The sequence below is a fragment of the Clostridium porci genome (assembly GCF_009696375.1).
Classification (GTDB): domain Bacteria; phylum Bacillota; class Clostridia; order Lachnospirales; family Lachnospiraceae; genus Enterocloster; species Enterocloster porci.
The window spans coordinates 49,126-66,036 of sequence record NZ_VUMD01000006.1; the positions used below are offsets into that span (position 1 = coordinate 49,126).

Below are 16,911 nucleotides of genomic sequence, written 5' to 3' on the forward strand. Positions count from 1 at the left end.
GTTGTATTTCCTCCTCTCGTTGATATGCCAATTATGGAATGATTTCTCTAAAAAAACAGTTTTGTGTTATACGTGTACCCAGATTTCCATCAAAAATGTTTTGACCAGAATGACAAACGCATGCTGAAGATCCGGGTGAATCAGGGTAATGGCGCCGGTCAATGCCAGAAATGCACAAAGAATGTTCTTTGCCCATTCCAGGATCATCAAGAACACCTGTACCGGCCGTCTTTCCACTTTGACTTCTGTTTTTCTTTCCTCTTCAAATTGCTCTCTGAGGCTCATGCCGGTTTTTTCCAGTTCTTCGTTTGCTTCCTGCCGCATTAACCTCGGTGTGAATTTTGTTCCTGCCATCTTATGACTCCTTTCGAATAATCGTATCTTTTAATTTACCAATGACAAACAGGCGCCCGTCTTTCCTGGTGTATTCGCAGGTTGCCAACGTTAACAGACGATCTCCCCATGCAAATTCATCCATGAAAACGCCTTGATGGTTCGCAATATAATTCTGCAGGTTTTCCATCTCCTCTTTGGTGTACGGGATAAGATTTTTGATCAGGTCCTGATCTGCCGCAGAGGCTAAAAATACCGCACACACGTCATAACATTCGATGCGGTCATCCGTAATGTAGCGGATCTCTTTGTGTTCCTCTCTGTATGCCGCATCCATATAATGCCTGAGGGTACCAAACATTTTCCCAGATTTCATGTTATGTCCGTAAAGCACAGTGTTTGCTCCGTTTTCATAGCAGGCATTATCCATATAGATACTGCCATAAATCGAACGCTTTTTATCAAAGCCTCGCCGGATATAATAATCTGCCTCTTCGGATTTCATGACCGGATAAGAAACAATGGTGCCTGGAATTTCAACGAATCCGACGACGTCTGCATTTTCGGTTTTTAAGCCATTGATATCCATAAAACTTTCCATTTCAAGTTCTGTTTGGCTGTTCAGGGAAACCGCCGGTTCATGAACTGTGTATTCCGCAGCGATTTCTGCCACTTGTTTGAGTTTTGTATTTTCTGAGTGGTACTGAAAGATCCGGCCTCCGATGCACAAAACCGGAATGAGCACCATGGCCGCAAATATTGCGGATATGAAATTTTTCATTATTTTCATCTTTTACTCCCTAATCACCATATAGGTGGTCTTACTATTGACTCTGACATCTTAATTATGTTTGTCTTTTTACCAAAATAGGATTTTTTGCAATGCAAAAGAGGGAGCTGTTTGCTCCCTCCATGGATTAGTCATTATCGTCCAAAAATTCTGATGCAAAGTCTGACATCATGTCTTCATTGGAAATCGTACGATCCATCGGAACCGTCGCTTTCATTACCCTGCCGGTTGCACTGGCCTGTCTGTCTTTTGGCTTTGCACTGGATACCGATACGATGCCGCCGCGGACACTCTTAATTGTTGCACCGTTTTTAAGCTCTGCTTCGCGGTCAAAGGACATATCCGTAACTCGGTCTGCCAGCTGCTTCGCAATCTCCTTCTCTTCCTCTGGCGTCATCTTTTTGGTCGAAGGAATGAGCGATCCGGCTACATATGGCTTTGCCTCCGGACGCATGGAAGCCGCTCCACGTTTAATTGCATTGTCCTGCTGCACTCTTCTTTTCTTTTCCAGTTTTTGCAGATCCTCTGACTTTGCGTTGCAGTAATCAAAGACATAAAGCCCGAGGCCTTCACCGAGGTCACCCAGGAATTTGGCATTCGGATGCTCTGGAGTGATGTATTTCTCATCATAAAACGGCTGTTCACCCTTGATGACAATAATACAGTAGCCCTTTTTCAAACGTCTGATTTCGTCAACCGTCAGAAGTTCACGCTTCGTCCACTTAAATGACCTGGAGTCAGATCCGCCCTTACCGCTTCTGGAGTGAGAACTATCTCTGACACGAATGGTTTGACTACCCAGCTTCTTTGAAAGGTCTTCCATGGACGACAACTCGTTACCGCCAAGATACACCATGGTATCACAGGCGCCCATCAATGTTTCCCAGTCATCTTTATAAAGGGTTTTGATCTGACCAACTGCCTGGATAAAGATCATACAGGCAAGTCCATATTTTCTCATGGTTGTCAGTTTTACCTGGAAGTCAGGAATCACACCGATGTTCGCGAACTCATCCAGGATGAAATGCACGTCATGCTTCAGTCTCAATCCTTCGCAGTCTGTGGCCGCATGGTAATACAAGGTATCAAACATCTGAGAATACAGCATATTGACCAAGAACGCATACGGGTTATTACCCTGTGGCACGATAATATACGTGATGATTTTCTTATCACCAATGGTTCGTAAATCCATGTCGTCAGAGGACGTCAGGTTTTCAACAGTGTTGATATTGAACGGTGCCAGTCGCACGGCCGCAGTAATAAGAATGGACTGTGCTGTTTTTTCAGAAGCCTGCTTAAAAATGTCGTACTGTTTGATACAGATATCATTTTCATCATACCGACGTACCTCATCGAAAATCTCATCCAACTGAGATTTTGCTTTCTGGGGATCGGCTTTTGCCTGTCGTAACAGTTTGGAAACCATTGCGAAGTTCTGCATTTCCTTTTTCTGATACCGGATCAGATAGAAAATGATTGCCTCCAATAAGGCTGTCTCCGCCTTTTCCCAGAACGGGTCTCCGCCGCCCTTATTTTGCCCTTCCGTATTTTTGATCAAACAGGTGATCAGCGTCAGTACGTCTTCCTCCCCTCGCAGATAGCAAAATGGATTGTAACAATGGGAATGTGCCATGTCTGTTAGGTTAAACACACGAATGTCATATCCCTGATCTTCAAAGAACTTTCCCGTTGTTGCAAGCAGCTCGCCAGAAGGATCGGTCACCACGTACGAACAATATGCGTTGAGCAGGTTCGGTCGTACAATGTTGTAGGATTTACCGGAACCAGGACCACCAATGATCATCGCATTGTTATTTAAGTTCGTACGTCTGGTATTCATGGTCAGCTGACAGTGTTTGGAATAGATGATGTTTTCATCTCCATCCGCATACGGCTTTCCATAGGGGGCGTTAAACTTTCGGTTGAACATCTGGATCGTTTTCGGCGTTTGCCACGCTGCGGTACCACTCTGTTCGCCGTCTTTGTAGTGACGGTTCATAATTCTTTTGTCAAAAGCTACCCAGACTGCTAACGCTGCCAAAATACCCATCGTACCAAAGGTTTCCCAAAACTCTTGACCAAAATACAGTGCAAAAGGCTCCTCTCCAATACGACTTAAGACCAGAAAAAATGCCTCAAACATCAGCATTTCTGGATTGTCTACCTGGTACCTCGCACTTCTGGCACAAAGGTACATAAGGAGCAAGATACCTGCGATGCCCATGATGATTTGCAATCGTTTCTCTTTGGCATTTCGTTTTGTGTCGATAAAACCATTTGCCATACTTTCATGCTCTCCTTTCATTTTTTCTGAGCGAATTATGGGAAGAATGAGTGGAAAAGACGCAAAAAGAAAACTCATCCCAGGACGGAATGAGTTTGCTTCTTACAATCCTTTCATCTGTGTGAATGGCCAATAGCGGAACAACGCCTTTCCGGCAATATTGTCCTCATACACAATTTTATGTTCCCAGTACCGGGCGTCATAGGAATCGTTTCGGTTATCTCCCATAACGAAGTAGCCTTCCTCCGGCAGTGTGATGGAAAAATCCTCTTCTGGAATCATCGGTTCTTTTAAGTAGGCTTCTGTCAGCTGCATACCGTTGACGGATACCACACCATTTTCAATGGTTACCGTTTCTCCTGGTAATCCGATCACTCTTTTTATGAGGTAAAAATCTCCGCCATCTGGGTCCTTAAAAATCACAATATCTCCGCGATCAAACTCACGAAGAAACCGTACGCCAAATACTCTGTCTCCGGTCATGATGGTGTTTTCCATGGAGCCTGACGGAATATATGCGTTAATAAAAACGAAATTCATTAAAAATATCATTACCAAAATGGTGATGATAACATCCTTACATGATTTTAGTGCTTTTACCATGATATTTGAAAAGCCCCGACGGTACCATATCGTCAGGGCTTATACTCCTTTCTCTGGTATCAATTTATCTCTCTTGATCCATATCATCTGACTTATCGTATTCCTGATCGCTCAGTTCCATCTGGATACGATTGTCTTTTTCAATGTCCTGAATAAGTTCCTGAGGACTTACTTCCTGCAGCGTATAGTCAATCATCTTTGCTTCTCTTACGCTGTCTTCGATCTCATTGATGACCGCCATTTTGACGGTCTGGTCTTCCGCCGCCAAATCCTGGAATGTCGGTGTGTTAAATGCCTGTTCAATCATAGACATTCTGGCAATCTGATCTTCCATCACGCGGTAACCTAAGGTTTGCAGGCAGAACTCTTTGATAAAATCAGCGCCGTTTAAATCCGACAAATCAATGCTGCGTTCTCCGATGTAACCACTGATTGCTCTGCGGTTTGCTGACTGATCTCCATAGAGATCGTTAAGCAGTTCTCCTTCCCCTTCACGCAATGCCTTATTGATTGCGTTTCCGAAGCGGTGTTCATCATCTTTCATGCGGCTGATAGCTCCCATGTCTTTTAAGGATTCATCGTTCGCATAACGGAAATTGATCTGTTCTACCATTTCCCGTTTATAACGCTCCACTTTATCCTGTAAGCCAAGTTCTTTTTCATAAGGCTTGCTGTGCTGGATATCCTGGGCAATCTTTTCTTTGATGACTTCCGGTTTTCTTTCGGAGTCGATTTCCACGGTACCATATCCCTTTAAGATGTTATACACACGACTCTCCCAGCCTTGACTCATACGGCTGATCTGCTCCTCGTGTTTACCGATACCATAGTAGATACCATTGGAGTCCGTGCGAATGTAATGACTTGGCTCATCTTTGTCATAGATACGGCAAACTGTATGCGTATCCCCTACCATGGAAAGTGCTTTTTCCATGATGCTTTCCCGTTCTTTGCTGATGCCCATCATATATCTTCTGGTCTCTGCGGAACAGATCAGGGTTGCCTTCTTTACTGCCTCATGTGCCAGTTCGCTGTCGGTTTTTGCGACATACATTCTTAAATTTCCATAACCATCCGGTACTATGCAGTATCGGAAATTGATGTCTCCCATGCGTTCCAGATATGCGACCTTTTCTTCCTCAACGCTCAGACAGGCAATCGGAATATTTCTGCTTTGGCAGTCCGCTGCAAACTCTTTCGCATCTGTCTGTCGAATGGTTTCCAGCGAGTTCAAACGGTCAATGATATTCTGGGCCTTCTCTTTGTCAATGCGTTCCACTGCAAAGTAGCAGACATTCATCAGTTTTCCATCGCTTCTCTTTATCGTATCTTCGTACTGCACACGATTGATCTTCGCATTTCTGAATTCCGTAATGAGCTTGTCTTTCATAAATGCCCCGCAATACGCAATCAGGCCGCAGTTACGGATCAGGGCTTGTTCATCCACTCTGCCACTGGCGTCTTTGGAACGCTCTACAAAATCGCTGCCTCCCACTCTTTCGAGCTGGTCGTCATAGGAAATATTGGAATAGTTGATGGATTCCCGATCGATCGCATTGTTTACAATGTCCAAAAGCACTTTCAGCGTGCCGGCCATATATGTACTGACGTGATTCATTTCAGCCATTTCTTTTTACCTCCTCTTATTTTTTCGTTCCAATTATGGATTGCGGATACCAATTATTAGAAAAAAGCAGGATACACCCATTTTGCAAAATATTTTTATCCGCAAATCTTTTCATACTCTTGAAATTTTTGAAAAAACAGCATTTTTCCATATCCGCAAGGTTTTCCTTGCGAAAAAAGCAACCCATAATTATAATAGAAGAAAAAGCATATCCGCAACATTTTGACATAGACAAATAAAGGAGAACATTATGACAATGCATGAATATTTCGCAGAACGTGGTTTTGAAAACGTTTCTAAATTAAAACAGTATGATGCTTACGATAAACCGATCCCGATTGGATATACCAAGGGCTGCACCAGACATCTGGTAAAGGCCCTCAGCAAGCCAGAGGTAAAAATGCAGCCGGAGTTTGGGCACATCTATGCCCTTCCCCAGTACGAAGCGTTAGTCAGAGGCTGCGTGGAAACTTACCAGGCCATCTTAGCACATGACCTTTTATACAGTGTGTTTGAAAATGATGCACCGGCACTGTTAGAGGGAGCGGATCTGGATCATATTTCGCCTGAGTTGGCACATGAGATCTTAACCCGTTTTTATCCATCGGATTACCACTGGCTTCATGACCGGGAGGGTGCAATTCCGGCAGAATCCGGTTATGTCACTCCCGTGCAGCATTCATCTTACATGGATGGGTTACTACACGATGCAGAGTATAGAAAAGAAGCCTTTGGTATCAATTGTGCCGAATCTATGACCGATGATTCGGCGGAATATACGACCGAAGCTACCACTGAAGATGCTGAGCGTGTCGATGAGTATGCTTCACCTATTGATGCAGATGACGATGAAGCGTGGATGTAAATAAGTGCAATAAAAAAGTCGGGGCGACAATGCGTCCCGGCTTTTTTCATGTGTTGGGATTACTGAAGCACAGATACGTTTCTGGCTACAGTACGGCCGGCCTCATCCTGGCCTACCTCAAACTCTACCTGCTCGTCCTGGCGGAGCTTCTTGAAGCCCTCCTCCTGCAGGATGCTGGAAAAATGAACAAAATAGTCATTGCCATCCTCTCCGGTAATAAAACCGAATCCCTTACGGGCATCAAACCACTTTACTATTCCTTTCATTGTTGTGTTACTCCTTTCAAATGTAAAAATGTTACGGTCTCTTCCGTACAAAATAATTATGGAATGAATTTTGAAAAAATTGGTTTTTTACGCTGCTTTATTCGATAATATTCTCATTTACGATTTCCCGGTAAAGGTCCGGATATTCGGATAACAGCTTTTTTACGTCCTTCTCTTCCATAACCATCAGTTCATCGGCCCGTCCCATCATGACTGTCATGGAAAAATATTTTTTGCCTGGTGTCACATAGTAATATATCTTTCTTCTGCCTTTATCCATTGTCTTATCCAACGCCAGATACATTTTGGCTGTCTTAGTATCATACAGAATATCATTACGGATTGCCTGATAAACAGGGATATGACTGCTCAAATAGTGTTCCTCTTTGTGTTCCTTCTTCCGCTTCTTTGGTACGAAACAGCAATACCACAGTGGATACCATACACTGTGTTCTAACATCCAGTCCATCCATTCATTTGTCACCCTGCGTTTACCATTCTTCGTTTCAAACATGACAGGTTTCTGCACACACTCTGCCGCATCTGGATTTTCAGCTGGCGTGCTTGTTTCCTTTACAGGCTCCGGTGCAGCCTCTGGTTCCTTCTCGTCCTTTTCTTTTCCCTTTTCTGTAGACTCCGATGGCTGATCCGTTTTTGAATCTTCTTTCGATTTCTCCGCTTCTTTTACTTCTGCTGTCTTTGTCTCAGACTTAGGTTCTGTCGTTACTTCTGGACCTTCGATTTCTTTGGGTTCTTCGGAGTGTTCCTCTGCCTCTGGTTGTTCTGCTGTATCATCGACGATGACGATCTCTGCAGAATCTTCGATTTCCCGCGGCCTACTCTTAAAATACTCACATACCTTCGTCCAGAAAGAACGTTTCCCTCTGATTGGGTCTTCGTGCTCCGGATCGGAATCGTTTTTTGGCTCGATGTCTTCTTCTCCAATGATTGCGATTCCCACTTGGTCCTCCGTCACTTCCTCCGGAGGCGTGTCGTTCTCCCAGAATTGCACCATACAGGTACCGAGTTTTTCATATCCGCAGCAGCCGCAGTGGTACATCAGTGCTTTTGCATGGTAATCAAATGGCCCGCAGGTAAACACCCGCATTTCTTCGTCAGCGGTCATCGGATGGCCACAAATTTCGCAAACCATATCCTCCCGTTTTTCTGTCAATGTTATTCCCTCCTTTATGCTCTACTCACAAAAAAGGCAGCGGGCATTGCCCGCCGCCCCAGTGAATACGCGGTTAGTCGATTTTCACAAGCTCGTAACCTGTGCCGTCTGACTTTTTCTGCACTCTCCATCTGACATCATTGTCATCACGAATCGTACCGGAAGTCTTGATCTTACCGTACTCATTTACGACATAAGACTTACCACCGACAACGACAACTTCCCAATCACCGCTGGCAGATTCCACCAGTTCGCCGTCTCGGTACAGGTAGTTATTCTTGACACCGGTGAAGTCAGATCCCTTTGTACCGATTGCACCGCTGGTGTTAAAGTACATGGTCTGTCCTTCGTAATCATACAGGTCATCATACTCTACCGTTACACGACCGGTCTTCATGGCGCCGTCTTCCGGAGCACCGAAGTAATAGAGTGTACCGTCGGAACCCTTTACGATTCCGTACTGCATGGTACCAACCTCGTCAAAACAATAATATTTATTGTTGATCTTGGCGATTCCAAGAGTATCGGAAATCTTCGTGGTTCTGTAATCTGCCGTATACGGGCGGCCAGACTTTAAGAAATACCAGCCTTCCGGGTGCTCCACGCTTGCCTCAAAGGAATCCTCGCCATCGTGGTAGATCCAGCCGTCCATACGGTCTCCGTTTCCGAGACGGTAGTATTTGCAGATGGTCTCATCATCCACAAACTCTACCCAGCCGTCACACATCAGGCCGTTGTCATTGAACACGTAGTATTCATTGCCGATCTTCTTTTCCTGACTTTTTAAGATTTTACCCTTTGTGTCGGTGTAGTACCAACCCGGCTCGTAATCATTGTCGCCACCGTCCAGAATGTAATGCCAGCCCGGCTTGTAAAGTTCGTTGCCTTCACCGAAGTAATAGGTATTGCCGTCATCTCCGTCGTTCCAGCCGGTGTCCATGTGATAGTCGGTAAAGTGATACTTTACGCCATCAATGGTCAGGTAACCACTTTCCTTTGCTTTACCATTGGAAGTAAAGTAATACCAGTATGTCTCATCGTCGTACTCGTCCTGCAGCTCTTTCCAGCAGTCCTTCACGCGTTTTCCGGTGCTGTCTACATAATAAAGGCCGCTTCCGGTATCGATGAGTGCATTGGTTACCATGACGCCGTCGTCACCCAGATAGAACATATCGTTCCCGGATGATCTCCATGCGTCAGTCACATATTCCCCGTTACTATCTGTGTAGTACCAGGTATTGCCGTTCTTTACCCAGCCGGCTGCAAATGCAGGCACCGCCATAGACAAAGACATAGCTGCTACTGTCATCATCAATATCTTTTGTTTCATAAAAATAATCTCCTCTCGTTTCATTTGCGGACCTTTTGATCCGCTTTATCGTGATTACATGTTAATTATGGGATGATATTTACTCTGTTTTTGCAAAAACGGATCCTAAGCGGTATTATTGGGTATACTCCCGCAGCTTCCTGCTCCGCTTCGGATTCCTAAGTTTTCGCAATGCTTTCACCTCAATCTGTCGGATGCGCTCTCTGGTGACGCCGTAGATCGCCCCCACTTCTTCCAGTGTTTTTGGCCGGTCGCCTCCAAGACCAAAACGATGGGAAATAACCTCGCTCTCTCGCTGGTTTAAGCAATCCGCCATCGTATCGCGCAAATCTTCTGCCAGGGCGTTCTGCATGGCTCTGTCTTCCGGTGTTTCGCTGTCCGCGGCAATGACATCACCCAATACGGTGTCCTGATCTTCACCGATTGGCGTATCCAGCGATACCATAGACTGTGTCAAAGCACGTAAATGCAAGATCTTTGCCATGGTAAAGCCGGTTTCTTTCATGATCACTTCCATTTCGTCTGTGTCTGGCATTTGTGCGGCTGCACGCTCGGCCTTTTTGACACTCTGCATATCTTCCAGCAAATGAACCGGAATACGAATGGTACGGCCCTGATCCATGATTGCTCTCTGAATCGACTGCTTAATCCACCATGTTGCATATGTAGTAAAACGCCAGCCAAGATCCGGATCGTATTTGTCCGCGGCTTTCATCAGACCAATAAATCCTTCCTGTACAATGTCGTCATACAGAAGTCCTTTGCCCTGGAAACGATTTGCAATCGACAGAACGTATCTCATGTTGTGTTCGATTAACTTGTTTTTGGCTTCCTTAGCTTCCTCTTCGGAGCCATATTTTGCTGCCATACCGTATTCAAGTTCTTTCTCTTTGCTTAAAAGCGGGATGTGCGTAATATACCCTTGATAGAAGTCGGTTGGTACAACGCCTTCCATGACCGTCTCCTGGTCATCCGTTTCTTCTGTGTTATCCTCTATATCCTGATCAAAAAAAGAGTCCATGACCTCGTCATTCAGCTCTGGCTCTCTTAAGAAATCGTCTCGTTTCTTCTTTTTATCCATATTCTCTAATCCTCAACTTTCTATGCTGCCTTAATTATGGATTCCTCGATACTCTCTTTGGTTCTTTCCCTCTTATTGTATTGATTTTTACGTCTTTTTACAAAATTTGAATGTTGCGGATATGAAAAAATATCTTATTACACCCCAAAACAAGGGAGGATCTGTATTTGACAACATGCATTTTTCTGTTTCACATTTTGTATGGAGGGTATCGTGTTTTTGTCTGATACAATTATGAGGAGTTCATACGCAAAAAATGCAAAAAGAGAGTTCTGCAATAGAACTCTCTTAAAGGATGATTGTTTTCCTGTTCACTTTGGGCTTATTCTGGATACGTGAGCCATACTTCGACGCCGGCAAAGAAGTATCTGCCGTTCTCCTGCTCCAACTCCTGATCTCCCAAAATCTTTGCAAAATGCTCTTTGAACCTTTCCAGTTCACCGCTTTCTTCCCACTCCGCGTACAGATCGCTTTCGATTAAGAATGTGGCGGAAGACTGTCCATTCGGCTCATCGATCCGCACGACATCCATATAGAATCCCGCAAATCTCTGAAGCAGGCTCTCCATATCTTCCTTCGTAATACCCTCTTCTCCAGGATACTGGATTCCGCAGACTCTTGCTGTTTCTTTTTCGTTTTTTTCTGTGTTCATCTTTTATCTCCTTTACAGTACCAATGCCAACAACTTTGGAATGAAGTCTTCCAAGGTCTCTTCTGAAAGCAGCTCCGGCCGCTTCACAACGTCAACGGTCTCATAGTTGTCACTGCAACAATCTTCGTCTTGCTTCTGTCCGATTATGTCCGTGACGGTTCCGTCTTCGACCAGAATCGTATGACACTGTCTTCCATCGCTGATATAGGCCAGAACACGACCGTATTCCAGATTTTTATAGTCCTGTCTTAACGCTTCGTATTCCTGGTCATCCTGCAGATGTAGTGTAATGTTAATCATACTCTCCCTCCTTATAGAGTTTCCCCTTATGTTTTGGATCTTTGTACCTCTGATCCGTATGCACTCGGGTTCCGGTATTCATTCCGGCAATCGGACCGCGTTTCTTCTGATTGTACTCTTTTAACGCTTTCTTTCCGCCCTTTTTCAGCAAACTGATTTTTAAGTTTTTATCCATCAAACTTCCTCCTCATCTTAGACAGCGCAACTGGCTTCCATGGCGTTCTGGACACAACTTTTCAACAGACCTCGAATGGCAGGGTTTCGGAATTCCAGCCAATGAACAATTTCCAAACTGTTTTTCGATGGCTTTCCTGTGTCTGCGAAATATTCGTTTCTGTATGTGTCTACCGGTACTCCATAGACGTTACGCATCCGAGTATATGCATGATGCAGCACGCTATTGTGCAAGGCATTCGGGATACCTTCCAATACATCTTCGCGGAACGCCTGAACGCTGCGTGGATTTACTCGATAAACCGGATCTTTTTCTCCGCGTTTTAACTTCAGAGACATCCCCAGATTCTTCTCTTCTATTTTTTCCGTCTTTTCCGGCAGGTGAACCACCTGTTTTCCTGTTAAGACATCTTTGCGTTTCTGATTCTCCGCCATCATTTTCTGGATTGCGGACATGGAATCAGCAATTCGACTTAATGCGGCTGCCTGTTCCTTCATGATTTCCATCTGATACAGCATGATCTTTCCCATTTGAGTCAGTGCGTCCTCGTTGACCGTACTCTTTGTGCTGGACGGTGTCTCCTTCTTTTCTGGCTCTGCCGTTTTTCCTGGATACAGGGCTTCCTTCACTTCTTCCTTGTGAAAAACACATTTGACAATCAGGAAGTAGTGTTTCTGTGCGCTTTCCGGTAAACGCATTCCGATTTGCTCGCATCCTTTTTCGGTATACATTCGAATTCCCAGGTTTGGATTCCCAAAAATCTTCACTCCCATTGCCTGAGCCTCTTCCTCGCTGAGTTTGACTGTTTCAGAAGCCGGAATCAGTCGGCTGAAATTTTTGAAGTACGGAGCACAGGAAGGACATAATGTTTTAAGCTGTGAAACTGAAATCACTTTTCCAGCTGTTGTATGCTGGCAAGGCTCCGTTTCTTTGCACAGTTCAAAAATCTCCTTTGTTACATCCTGGACCGTTATGTTTCTGACTTTTTCTTTCTTGTTCCCCTTTTGCATGCTTTTGTCTCCTTCACTCTATGACTTTTTATGTTTCATGTCAATTATGGATATCGAAAGAAAAAGAAGCCGCAAAATGCAGCTCCTTTTTGAAATGAAAACGATACTTCAATTACATGCAGACGCTTTCGCAAAATCGCTCTGCGTCACTTCCCAGCATGCATACGCCAAAATAAAGTTCTCTCGGTGTGGTTGTTTCGACGATCTGATAGGAACGTGGCTTTTTGAGAACGCACCAGCTATGCTGTCTCCAGACGCCGTCATCCGACATGGCATACCCGGTTGCAACGCCGAAGATGCCAGCATTGTAATAACGATTTGCCTGCCACAGATATGCAGAATTTTGGTGGCAACGACTTGCCTCGCCCCGCTTCATCCGCACCTTTTTCTGGACTACCCAGATCTGTCCATATTCCATGAGATGATCAAGGTCCGGATCCTGTATCGGCAGACAAGCCTCTTCTCCGCCGATGGCCAACAGGGTGTCACGCAGCTTTAACATAGGCACTGCACGCGGCTCCAGTTCCCCTGTATAACCGGTGCCCCACCAGACTCCGTTCATCCACCGCTTCCAGTCTTCCTTGATTAGTCGGCAGTTTTCATGATACTGGACACCCTTTGACTTTTTTAAGAATGCCACCAGATCCTTTTTTGAGCGCACAGGCGTTTTCCCCATGCCCATCTGCATCATGGCCTCTCTCAGGGTATCATGCATGGTTCTGCTCCTTTATCTCATCATACTCACAGACACAGATCTCAATGTCGGTCTCTCCGAAGACCTTTTTCAGAATCAGTTCCACATCTTCCCACTCACATCGGTCTCGGCCGCAGCCGATCTTGGAGATGGCCAGTTTCTGTTCGCCATGTTTCATCATCTCCTGACAAACCACTTCCAGGGACTGCTGCATATTCTCTAAGTATCTCTGCGTAGTAATGCCGCGGCCTGCGTGCATCCATACCATTTTCTTGGTGAACATGTTGTAAATGACCTTTCCATTATGTACAACACGATACGGCCGCAGGCTGCCATTGCGGGTCTGATACTGCAATCGCTCTTCCTGTGAACCTGCATGGGCTGTCATCGCCTTCTGCACGCCGGATACATAGGCTTTACACATTTCCTTTAATCCTGGGAACAGCTTTCGGTAGGCAATCACCACGCCGCTTCCCATCACGCAGTCCTCAGAAATACACTGAGCCTGCACATACTCCGAGTACTTTTTTGTCACGTCCCCATATTCAAAGAATAACTTCATTCTTTTTCCTCCTACCGTTGATTAAATTTGTTCAGACTAAGATTCATTGATGTCATGCTATCTATTTCTTCCCAACGATTCTGAAAGGCATGCGGGAATTGTTCCGGCGCCTTCCCTTTTAACTGCTCGATGATCGAAAGCATGGCTGGTACTGTCATCTCTTGCGTGTAGTTTAATTCCGGATGATCTGGAAACAACAGATTTCTTGCAAAGAATCTGCCATCCTCCTCCATACGAATCTGCAGTGTGGTCACGTCATTGTCTACCTTGACGCAATGGTCCGGATCCATATACAGATACTGCAAAAGCGTTTGAATATTTTCGAACGCAAACAAGGTCTCTTTGGTACGCATCTCGTTTCCTCCCTGCATTTACATGACGATGTTATTGTAGTCTGCGCGGTACACTCTTGCGTCCAGACCAAACACTCTTTCTGACATCGTGCCGGGCTCTAACTTGGTTTCCTCGTTTTCAAACTGCCACATTCTTGCATCGATCAAATCGATCTCATGCAGAAGCATTGCTTCCTTCATCGCCGGTACTACCGGAGAACTATACTCCAGCTTTCCGTGGTGAGCCAAAATACAATGCTTGAGCATGCGAATGTTTTCCATGGTATCCGGATCGAAACCACATGAGACTGCTGCCTTATTGATCATCTCAATTCCCATGACCAGGTGGCCATACAGAGCGCAGTCCGGAGTTACGGAAATGGCGCCAACTTCGCTCATTTCATACTCCTTGATTTTTGCCAGATCATGAAGGATCACGGCCGCAAACAAAATGTCGTTATTGACCGGATATACCTTCGCCAATGCCTGGGCAGACTGAAGCATACGGTAGGTGTGATACAAAAGGCCCTTAAAGTAGTTATGGTGCATGCCGGAAGCAGCTGTCCAAGTTAGGAACTTTTCCAGATTATCATCGATGAGCTTTTTGGTCAGCTTTTTGATAACCGGATCCTTCATTGCTGCAATGGTCTGGAAGATCAGTTCCTCCGCCTCTTTCGTCTCAATCGGAGCGTGCGGCAGCAAATCTGCAATGGCAGCGTTGCTCGGTGTCCACTGCTTGAGTAAATAAGACTCCTGTTCGTTATAGATGCTTTTTTCAATTACGGCATCTAAAACTTCACCTGCCTGAAACGGCAGATTGTCCGGATTTTCCCACATTCTGGCTTCGATGGTCTGTGTGCCATCGCCAAGCGTTAAGAGGGCATACACCTTTTTATTTTTCGCTTCCTTTGCTTCCACTTTCATCACTGCAACTAACACATTGTTGTTACCTAAAATCATTTCGTTAAACTTCATATGTTTTTCCTTTCTTCACTCTATTTTTTACGAATTCTTCATTGATTACGCCTATTGTGCTTGTTCAACCGACGGTCGGGCCGGTATCAGACGCGGAAGCATACACTTCATACGTTTCATAAACCATTTCAGCCCTGCCTGTGGGTATTTGCAATACTCGCGCGTCAATACGTGTTTGAAGAAATCGCATCCTCTGTCGGAATACATATACATCCATTCCTCCGGCCGCTGCATCCCCAGAAGGATTGCGTTTTCAAACGCATCCTGAGGATGTTCGCGGATTTTTAAGGCTCCAAAAACCGAATTGTGGTTTGGTGCCTGGTATTTGATTGTTTTCATCCAATTTCCTCCGTTTTCTTATTATATTTCATAAAAATTATGGATATGGATTGCCACGCATTACGCGTATCATGAAAGGAGCAGTCTACGCTTCTCACCAAAAAAAGAAGTGCCACAATATGCAGCACCTCTTTGGATTCTATAAGCATGTATTTTTATTATTCAATTTCGAAAAAATCCGACACTTTTCTGTGACCAATCTCTTCCGTGATGGTTGGGAAATGTACCGTGAATCCCTGTTTGGCCAGAATTTCCGCTGCCATATCTGCAATTGGTCCAAGATATGCCATATCCCATGGAAGGTCTGTGTCTTTTGTCAGAGCCCGGCAATATTCCAGTGTCTTCTCATACACTTCATCGACTCTTTCTACCTGCGTCTGAGACAACTCTGCGTCAGCTTCCACGTACAATACGCTGTCAGGATCACACTGGTTTTCCTTACAGAATGCTTCCCAGCACTCCTTAAGTTCTGCAGCTGGGTTGTTCTTCACATCGAACTGTGTCTCATCTTCGTTACCTTCTGCATTCAGAAAGCCAATATTGTAGCAGGAATGCGGTGTTAAATTTTTTGTCATAGTTTCTAATCTCATATCGTTCTCCTTAAATCTCTCCAAGTTCCATGGCTTCTACCGGGAAGCCAAAACCCTCATGCGCTTTCTTTAAGATTTCAGCATCATCCACACCGTCCATTACACCTAAAAACAATTTTGGCCAGCCATTGATTGCCAATTCGATGTCGCTTATCTGCCACCACAGTTCACCTGGCTCGTATTTATCATAATCCACATCTCCGTTTTCATCCAAGGGAATTGGATTATCATCCGAATCATGGAAGCGCATGATCTCCAAATTTTTGACATACTTCCATTTTAAAAATACGATTTTCTTGATCTGCTTTTGCATATTCTTTACTCCTTCTTTGCCACAACAGAACGCAGTATCCTGCCGTCAAACATATATACATTGTCGGAAAGACGATCCTCCGGGCTCACCACCTCGCGATTAGCCTCCTGTACAATGTTCAGCCATGCTTCAGCATTAAGCCCATATGTTTGCACGTTCAATGGCGCAACCAATACTTCGTGTACCGAAGACGGCAGCACATAAAAACCATCATGAAACTGTTCATACACTGTTTTTAAGGCTTCTGGACACCCGATCAGTGCGGTGCCACTTACGCCAGATTTTGTTGTTAATACAGAAAATATCGTATCGACCAGTGATGGGCAAGGCATCATTTCTTCCAGCTTCATGAAGACCATTTCCTTCATCATGTTCTGCTCTGCAATCTGAAATGCTTCTGTGACATCCAAATTCATTGTTTTACAAATGTCTTCCGTCACATGCAAATGCACCACTGTGTCATCCGTTTGCTGCTCCCGGCAGGTCATAAACAAAGCCAAATCTTCCATACGTTTGTGCGGAATCCGGTCTAGCCATTCTTTCTGAGATTCATACTCGACTACCCGTAGGGACAAATTCTGTGGTTTCATCATTTCATGAAATAGTATCATAT

At 44.8% G+C, this 16,911-nt stretch carries 22 protein-coding genes; 1 reads left to right on the forward strand and 21 read right to left on the reverse strand.

The window, feature by feature from the left end; translation table 11 throughout:
* Positions 1 to 66 precede the first annotated feature (66 nt).
* From FYJ39_RS07940 to FYJ39_RS07960, 5 genes are all read right to left on the reverse strand, one after another.
* Complete coding sequence (locus tag FYJ39_RS07940) at positions 67 to 354, reverse strand: hypothetical protein (protein WP_154471940.1); 288 nt, start codon at positions 352 to 354, stop codon at positions 67 to 69.
* 1 nt (position 355) lies between these two features.
* Positions 356 to 1,123, reverse strand: a complete 768-nt coding sequence (locus FYJ39_RS07945) for a class B sortase (protein WP_154471941.1) — start codon at positions 1,121 to 1,123, stop codon at positions 356 to 358.
* 127 nt (positions 1,124 to 1,250) lie between these two features.
* On the reverse strand, positions 1,251 to 3,410 hold the full coding sequence (locus tag FYJ39_RS07950; protein WP_195840396.1) for a VirD4-like conjugal transfer protein, CD1115 family: 2,160 nt from the start codon (positions 3,408 to 3,410) through the stop codon (positions 1,251 to 1,253).
* A 102-nt stretch (positions 3,411 to 3,512) separates the two neighbouring features.
* Positions 3,513 to 4,013 carry a signal peptidase I gene (gene lepB, locus FYJ39_RS07955; RefSeq protein WP_154471943.1) on the reverse strand — a complete coding sequence of 167 codons (501 nt, stop codon included), beginning with the start codon at positions 4,011 to 4,013 and terminating at the stop codon, positions 3,513 to 3,515.
* 64 nt (positions 4,014 to 4,077) lie between these two features.
* Entirely contained in the window at positions 4,078 to 5,640 is a 1,563-nt protein-coding gene (locus FYJ39_RS07960) for a hypothetical protein (protein ID WP_154471944.1), read from the reverse strand.
* Between the two features lie 250 nt (positions 5,641 to 5,890).
* Between FYJ39_RS07960 and FYJ39_RS07965 the strand changes: the two genes are divergently transcribed.
* On the forward strand, positions 5,891 to 6,505 hold the full coding sequence (locus FYJ39_RS07965; RefSeq protein WP_154471945.1) for a hypothetical protein: 615 nt from the start codon (positions 5,891 to 5,893) through the stop codon (positions 6,503 to 6,505).
* Positions 6,506 to 6,564: 59 nt separating this feature from the next.
* On the opposite strand, the gene FYJ39_RS07970 is transcribed toward FYJ39_RS07965, so the two are convergent.
* The 16 genes from FYJ39_RS07970 to FYJ39_RS08045 all read right to left on the reverse strand — a co-directional run bounded on the left by FYJ39_RS07970 (position 6,565) and on the right by FYJ39_RS08045 (position 16,909).
* Entirely contained in the window at positions 6,565 to 6,771 is a 207-nt protein-coding gene (locus FYJ39_RS07970; RefSeq protein ID WP_154471946.1) for a cold-shock protein, read from the reverse strand.
* 97 nt (positions 6,772 to 6,868) lie between these two features.
* Positions 6,869 to 7,945 carry a hypothetical protein gene (locus tag FYJ39_RS07975; RefSeq protein ID WP_154471947.1) on the reverse strand — a complete coding sequence of 359 codons (1,077 nt, stop codon included), beginning with the start codon at positions 7,943 to 7,945 and terminating at the stop codon, positions 6,869 to 6,871.
* Between the two features lie 73 nt (positions 7,946 to 8,018).
* Positions 8,019 to 9,275 (reverse strand): hypothetical protein, encoded by a 1,257-nt coding sequence (locus FYJ39_RS07980; RefSeq protein WP_154471948.1) that lies wholly within the window; start codon positions 9,273 to 9,275, stop codon positions 8,019 to 8,021.
* A gap of 115 nt (positions 9,276 to 9,390) precedes the next feature.
* Positions 9,391 to 10,356 carry a sigma-70 family RNA polymerase sigma factor gene (locus FYJ39_RS07985; RefSeq protein WP_154471949.1) on the reverse strand — a complete coding sequence of 322 codons (966 nt, stop codon included), beginning with the start codon at positions 10,354 to 10,356 and terminating at the stop codon, positions 9,391 to 9,393.
* Positions 10,357 to 10,678: 322 nt separating this feature from the next.
* On the reverse strand, positions 10,679 to 11,008 hold the full coding sequence (locus FYJ39_RS07990; protein WP_154471950.1) for a hypothetical protein: 330 nt from the start codon (positions 11,006 to 11,008) through the stop codon (positions 10,679 to 10,681).
* A gap of 12 nt (positions 11,009 to 11,020) precedes the next feature.
* Positions 11,021 to 11,308: a hypothetical protein gene (locus FYJ39_RS07995; protein ID WP_154471951.1), complete on the reverse strand. Its 288-nt coding sequence runs from the start codon at positions 11,306 to 11,308 to the stop codon at positions 11,021 to 11,023.
* Positions 11,301 to 11,483 (reverse strand): hypothetical protein, encoded by a 183-nt coding sequence (locus tag FYJ39_RS08000; RefSeq protein WP_154471952.1) that lies wholly within the window; start codon positions 11,481 to 11,483, stop codon positions 11,301 to 11,303. The genes FYJ39_RS07995 and FYJ39_RS08000 overlap by 8 nt, the downstream gene beginning before the upstream one ends.
* A gap of 17 nt (positions 11,484 to 11,500) precedes the next feature.
* The gene (locus FYJ39_RS08005; RefSeq protein WP_154471953.1) at positions 11,501 to 12,493 is read right to left on the reverse strand and encodes a hypothetical protein; all 993 of its coding nucleotides are present in this window, start codon (positions 12,491 to 12,493) and stop codon (positions 11,501 to 11,503) included.
* A gap of 112 nt (positions 12,494 to 12,605) precedes the next feature.
* Positions 12,606 to 13,208 (reverse strand): hypothetical protein, encoded by a 603-nt coding sequence (locus FYJ39_RS08010; protein ID WP_154471954.1) that lies wholly within the window; start codon positions 13,206 to 13,208, stop codon positions 12,606 to 12,608.
* The gene (locus FYJ39_RS08015; RefSeq protein ID WP_154471955.1) at positions 13,201 to 13,749 is read right to left on the reverse strand and encodes a macro domain-containing protein; all 549 of its coding nucleotides are present in this window, start codon (positions 13,747 to 13,749) and stop codon (positions 13,201 to 13,203) included. The genes FYJ39_RS08010 and FYJ39_RS08015 overlap by 8 nt, the downstream gene beginning before the upstream one ends.
* A gap of 11 nt (positions 13,750 to 13,760) precedes the next feature.
* Positions 13,761 to 14,102: a hypothetical protein gene (locus FYJ39_RS08020; RefSeq protein ID WP_154471956.1), complete on the reverse strand. Its 342-nt coding sequence runs from the start codon at positions 14,100 to 14,102 to the stop codon at positions 13,761 to 13,763.
* 18 nt (positions 14,103 to 14,120) lie between these two features.
* Complete coding sequence (locus tag FYJ39_RS08025) at positions 14,121 to 15,056, reverse strand: 3'-5' exoribonuclease YhaM family protein (protein ID WP_154471957.1); 936 nt, start codon at positions 15,054 to 15,056, stop codon at positions 14,121 to 14,123.
* 51 nt (positions 15,057 to 15,107) lie between these two features.
* Entirely contained in the window at positions 15,108 to 15,395 is a 288-nt protein-coding gene (locus tag FYJ39_RS08030; protein WP_154471958.1) for a hypothetical protein, read from the reverse strand.
* Between the two features lie 158 nt (positions 15,396 to 15,553).
* Positions 15,554 to 15,985, reverse strand: coding sequence for a hypothetical protein (locus FYJ39_RS08035; RefSeq protein ID WP_154471959.1), 432 nt, complete (start codon positions 15,983 to 15,985; stop codon positions 15,554 to 15,556).
* Between the two features lie 10 nt (positions 15,986 to 15,995).
* Positions 15,996 to 16,298, reverse strand: coding sequence for a hypothetical protein (locus FYJ39_RS08040; protein WP_154471960.1), 303 nt, complete (start codon positions 16,296 to 16,298; stop codon positions 15,996 to 15,998).
* A 5-nt stretch (positions 16,299 to 16,303) separates the two neighbouring features.
* Positions 16,304 to 16,909, reverse strand: a complete 606-nt coding sequence (locus tag FYJ39_RS08045; protein WP_154471961.1) for a DUF5688 family protein — start codon at positions 16,907 to 16,909, stop codon at positions 16,304 to 16,306.
* Positions 16,910 to 16,911 lie beyond the last annotated feature (2 nt).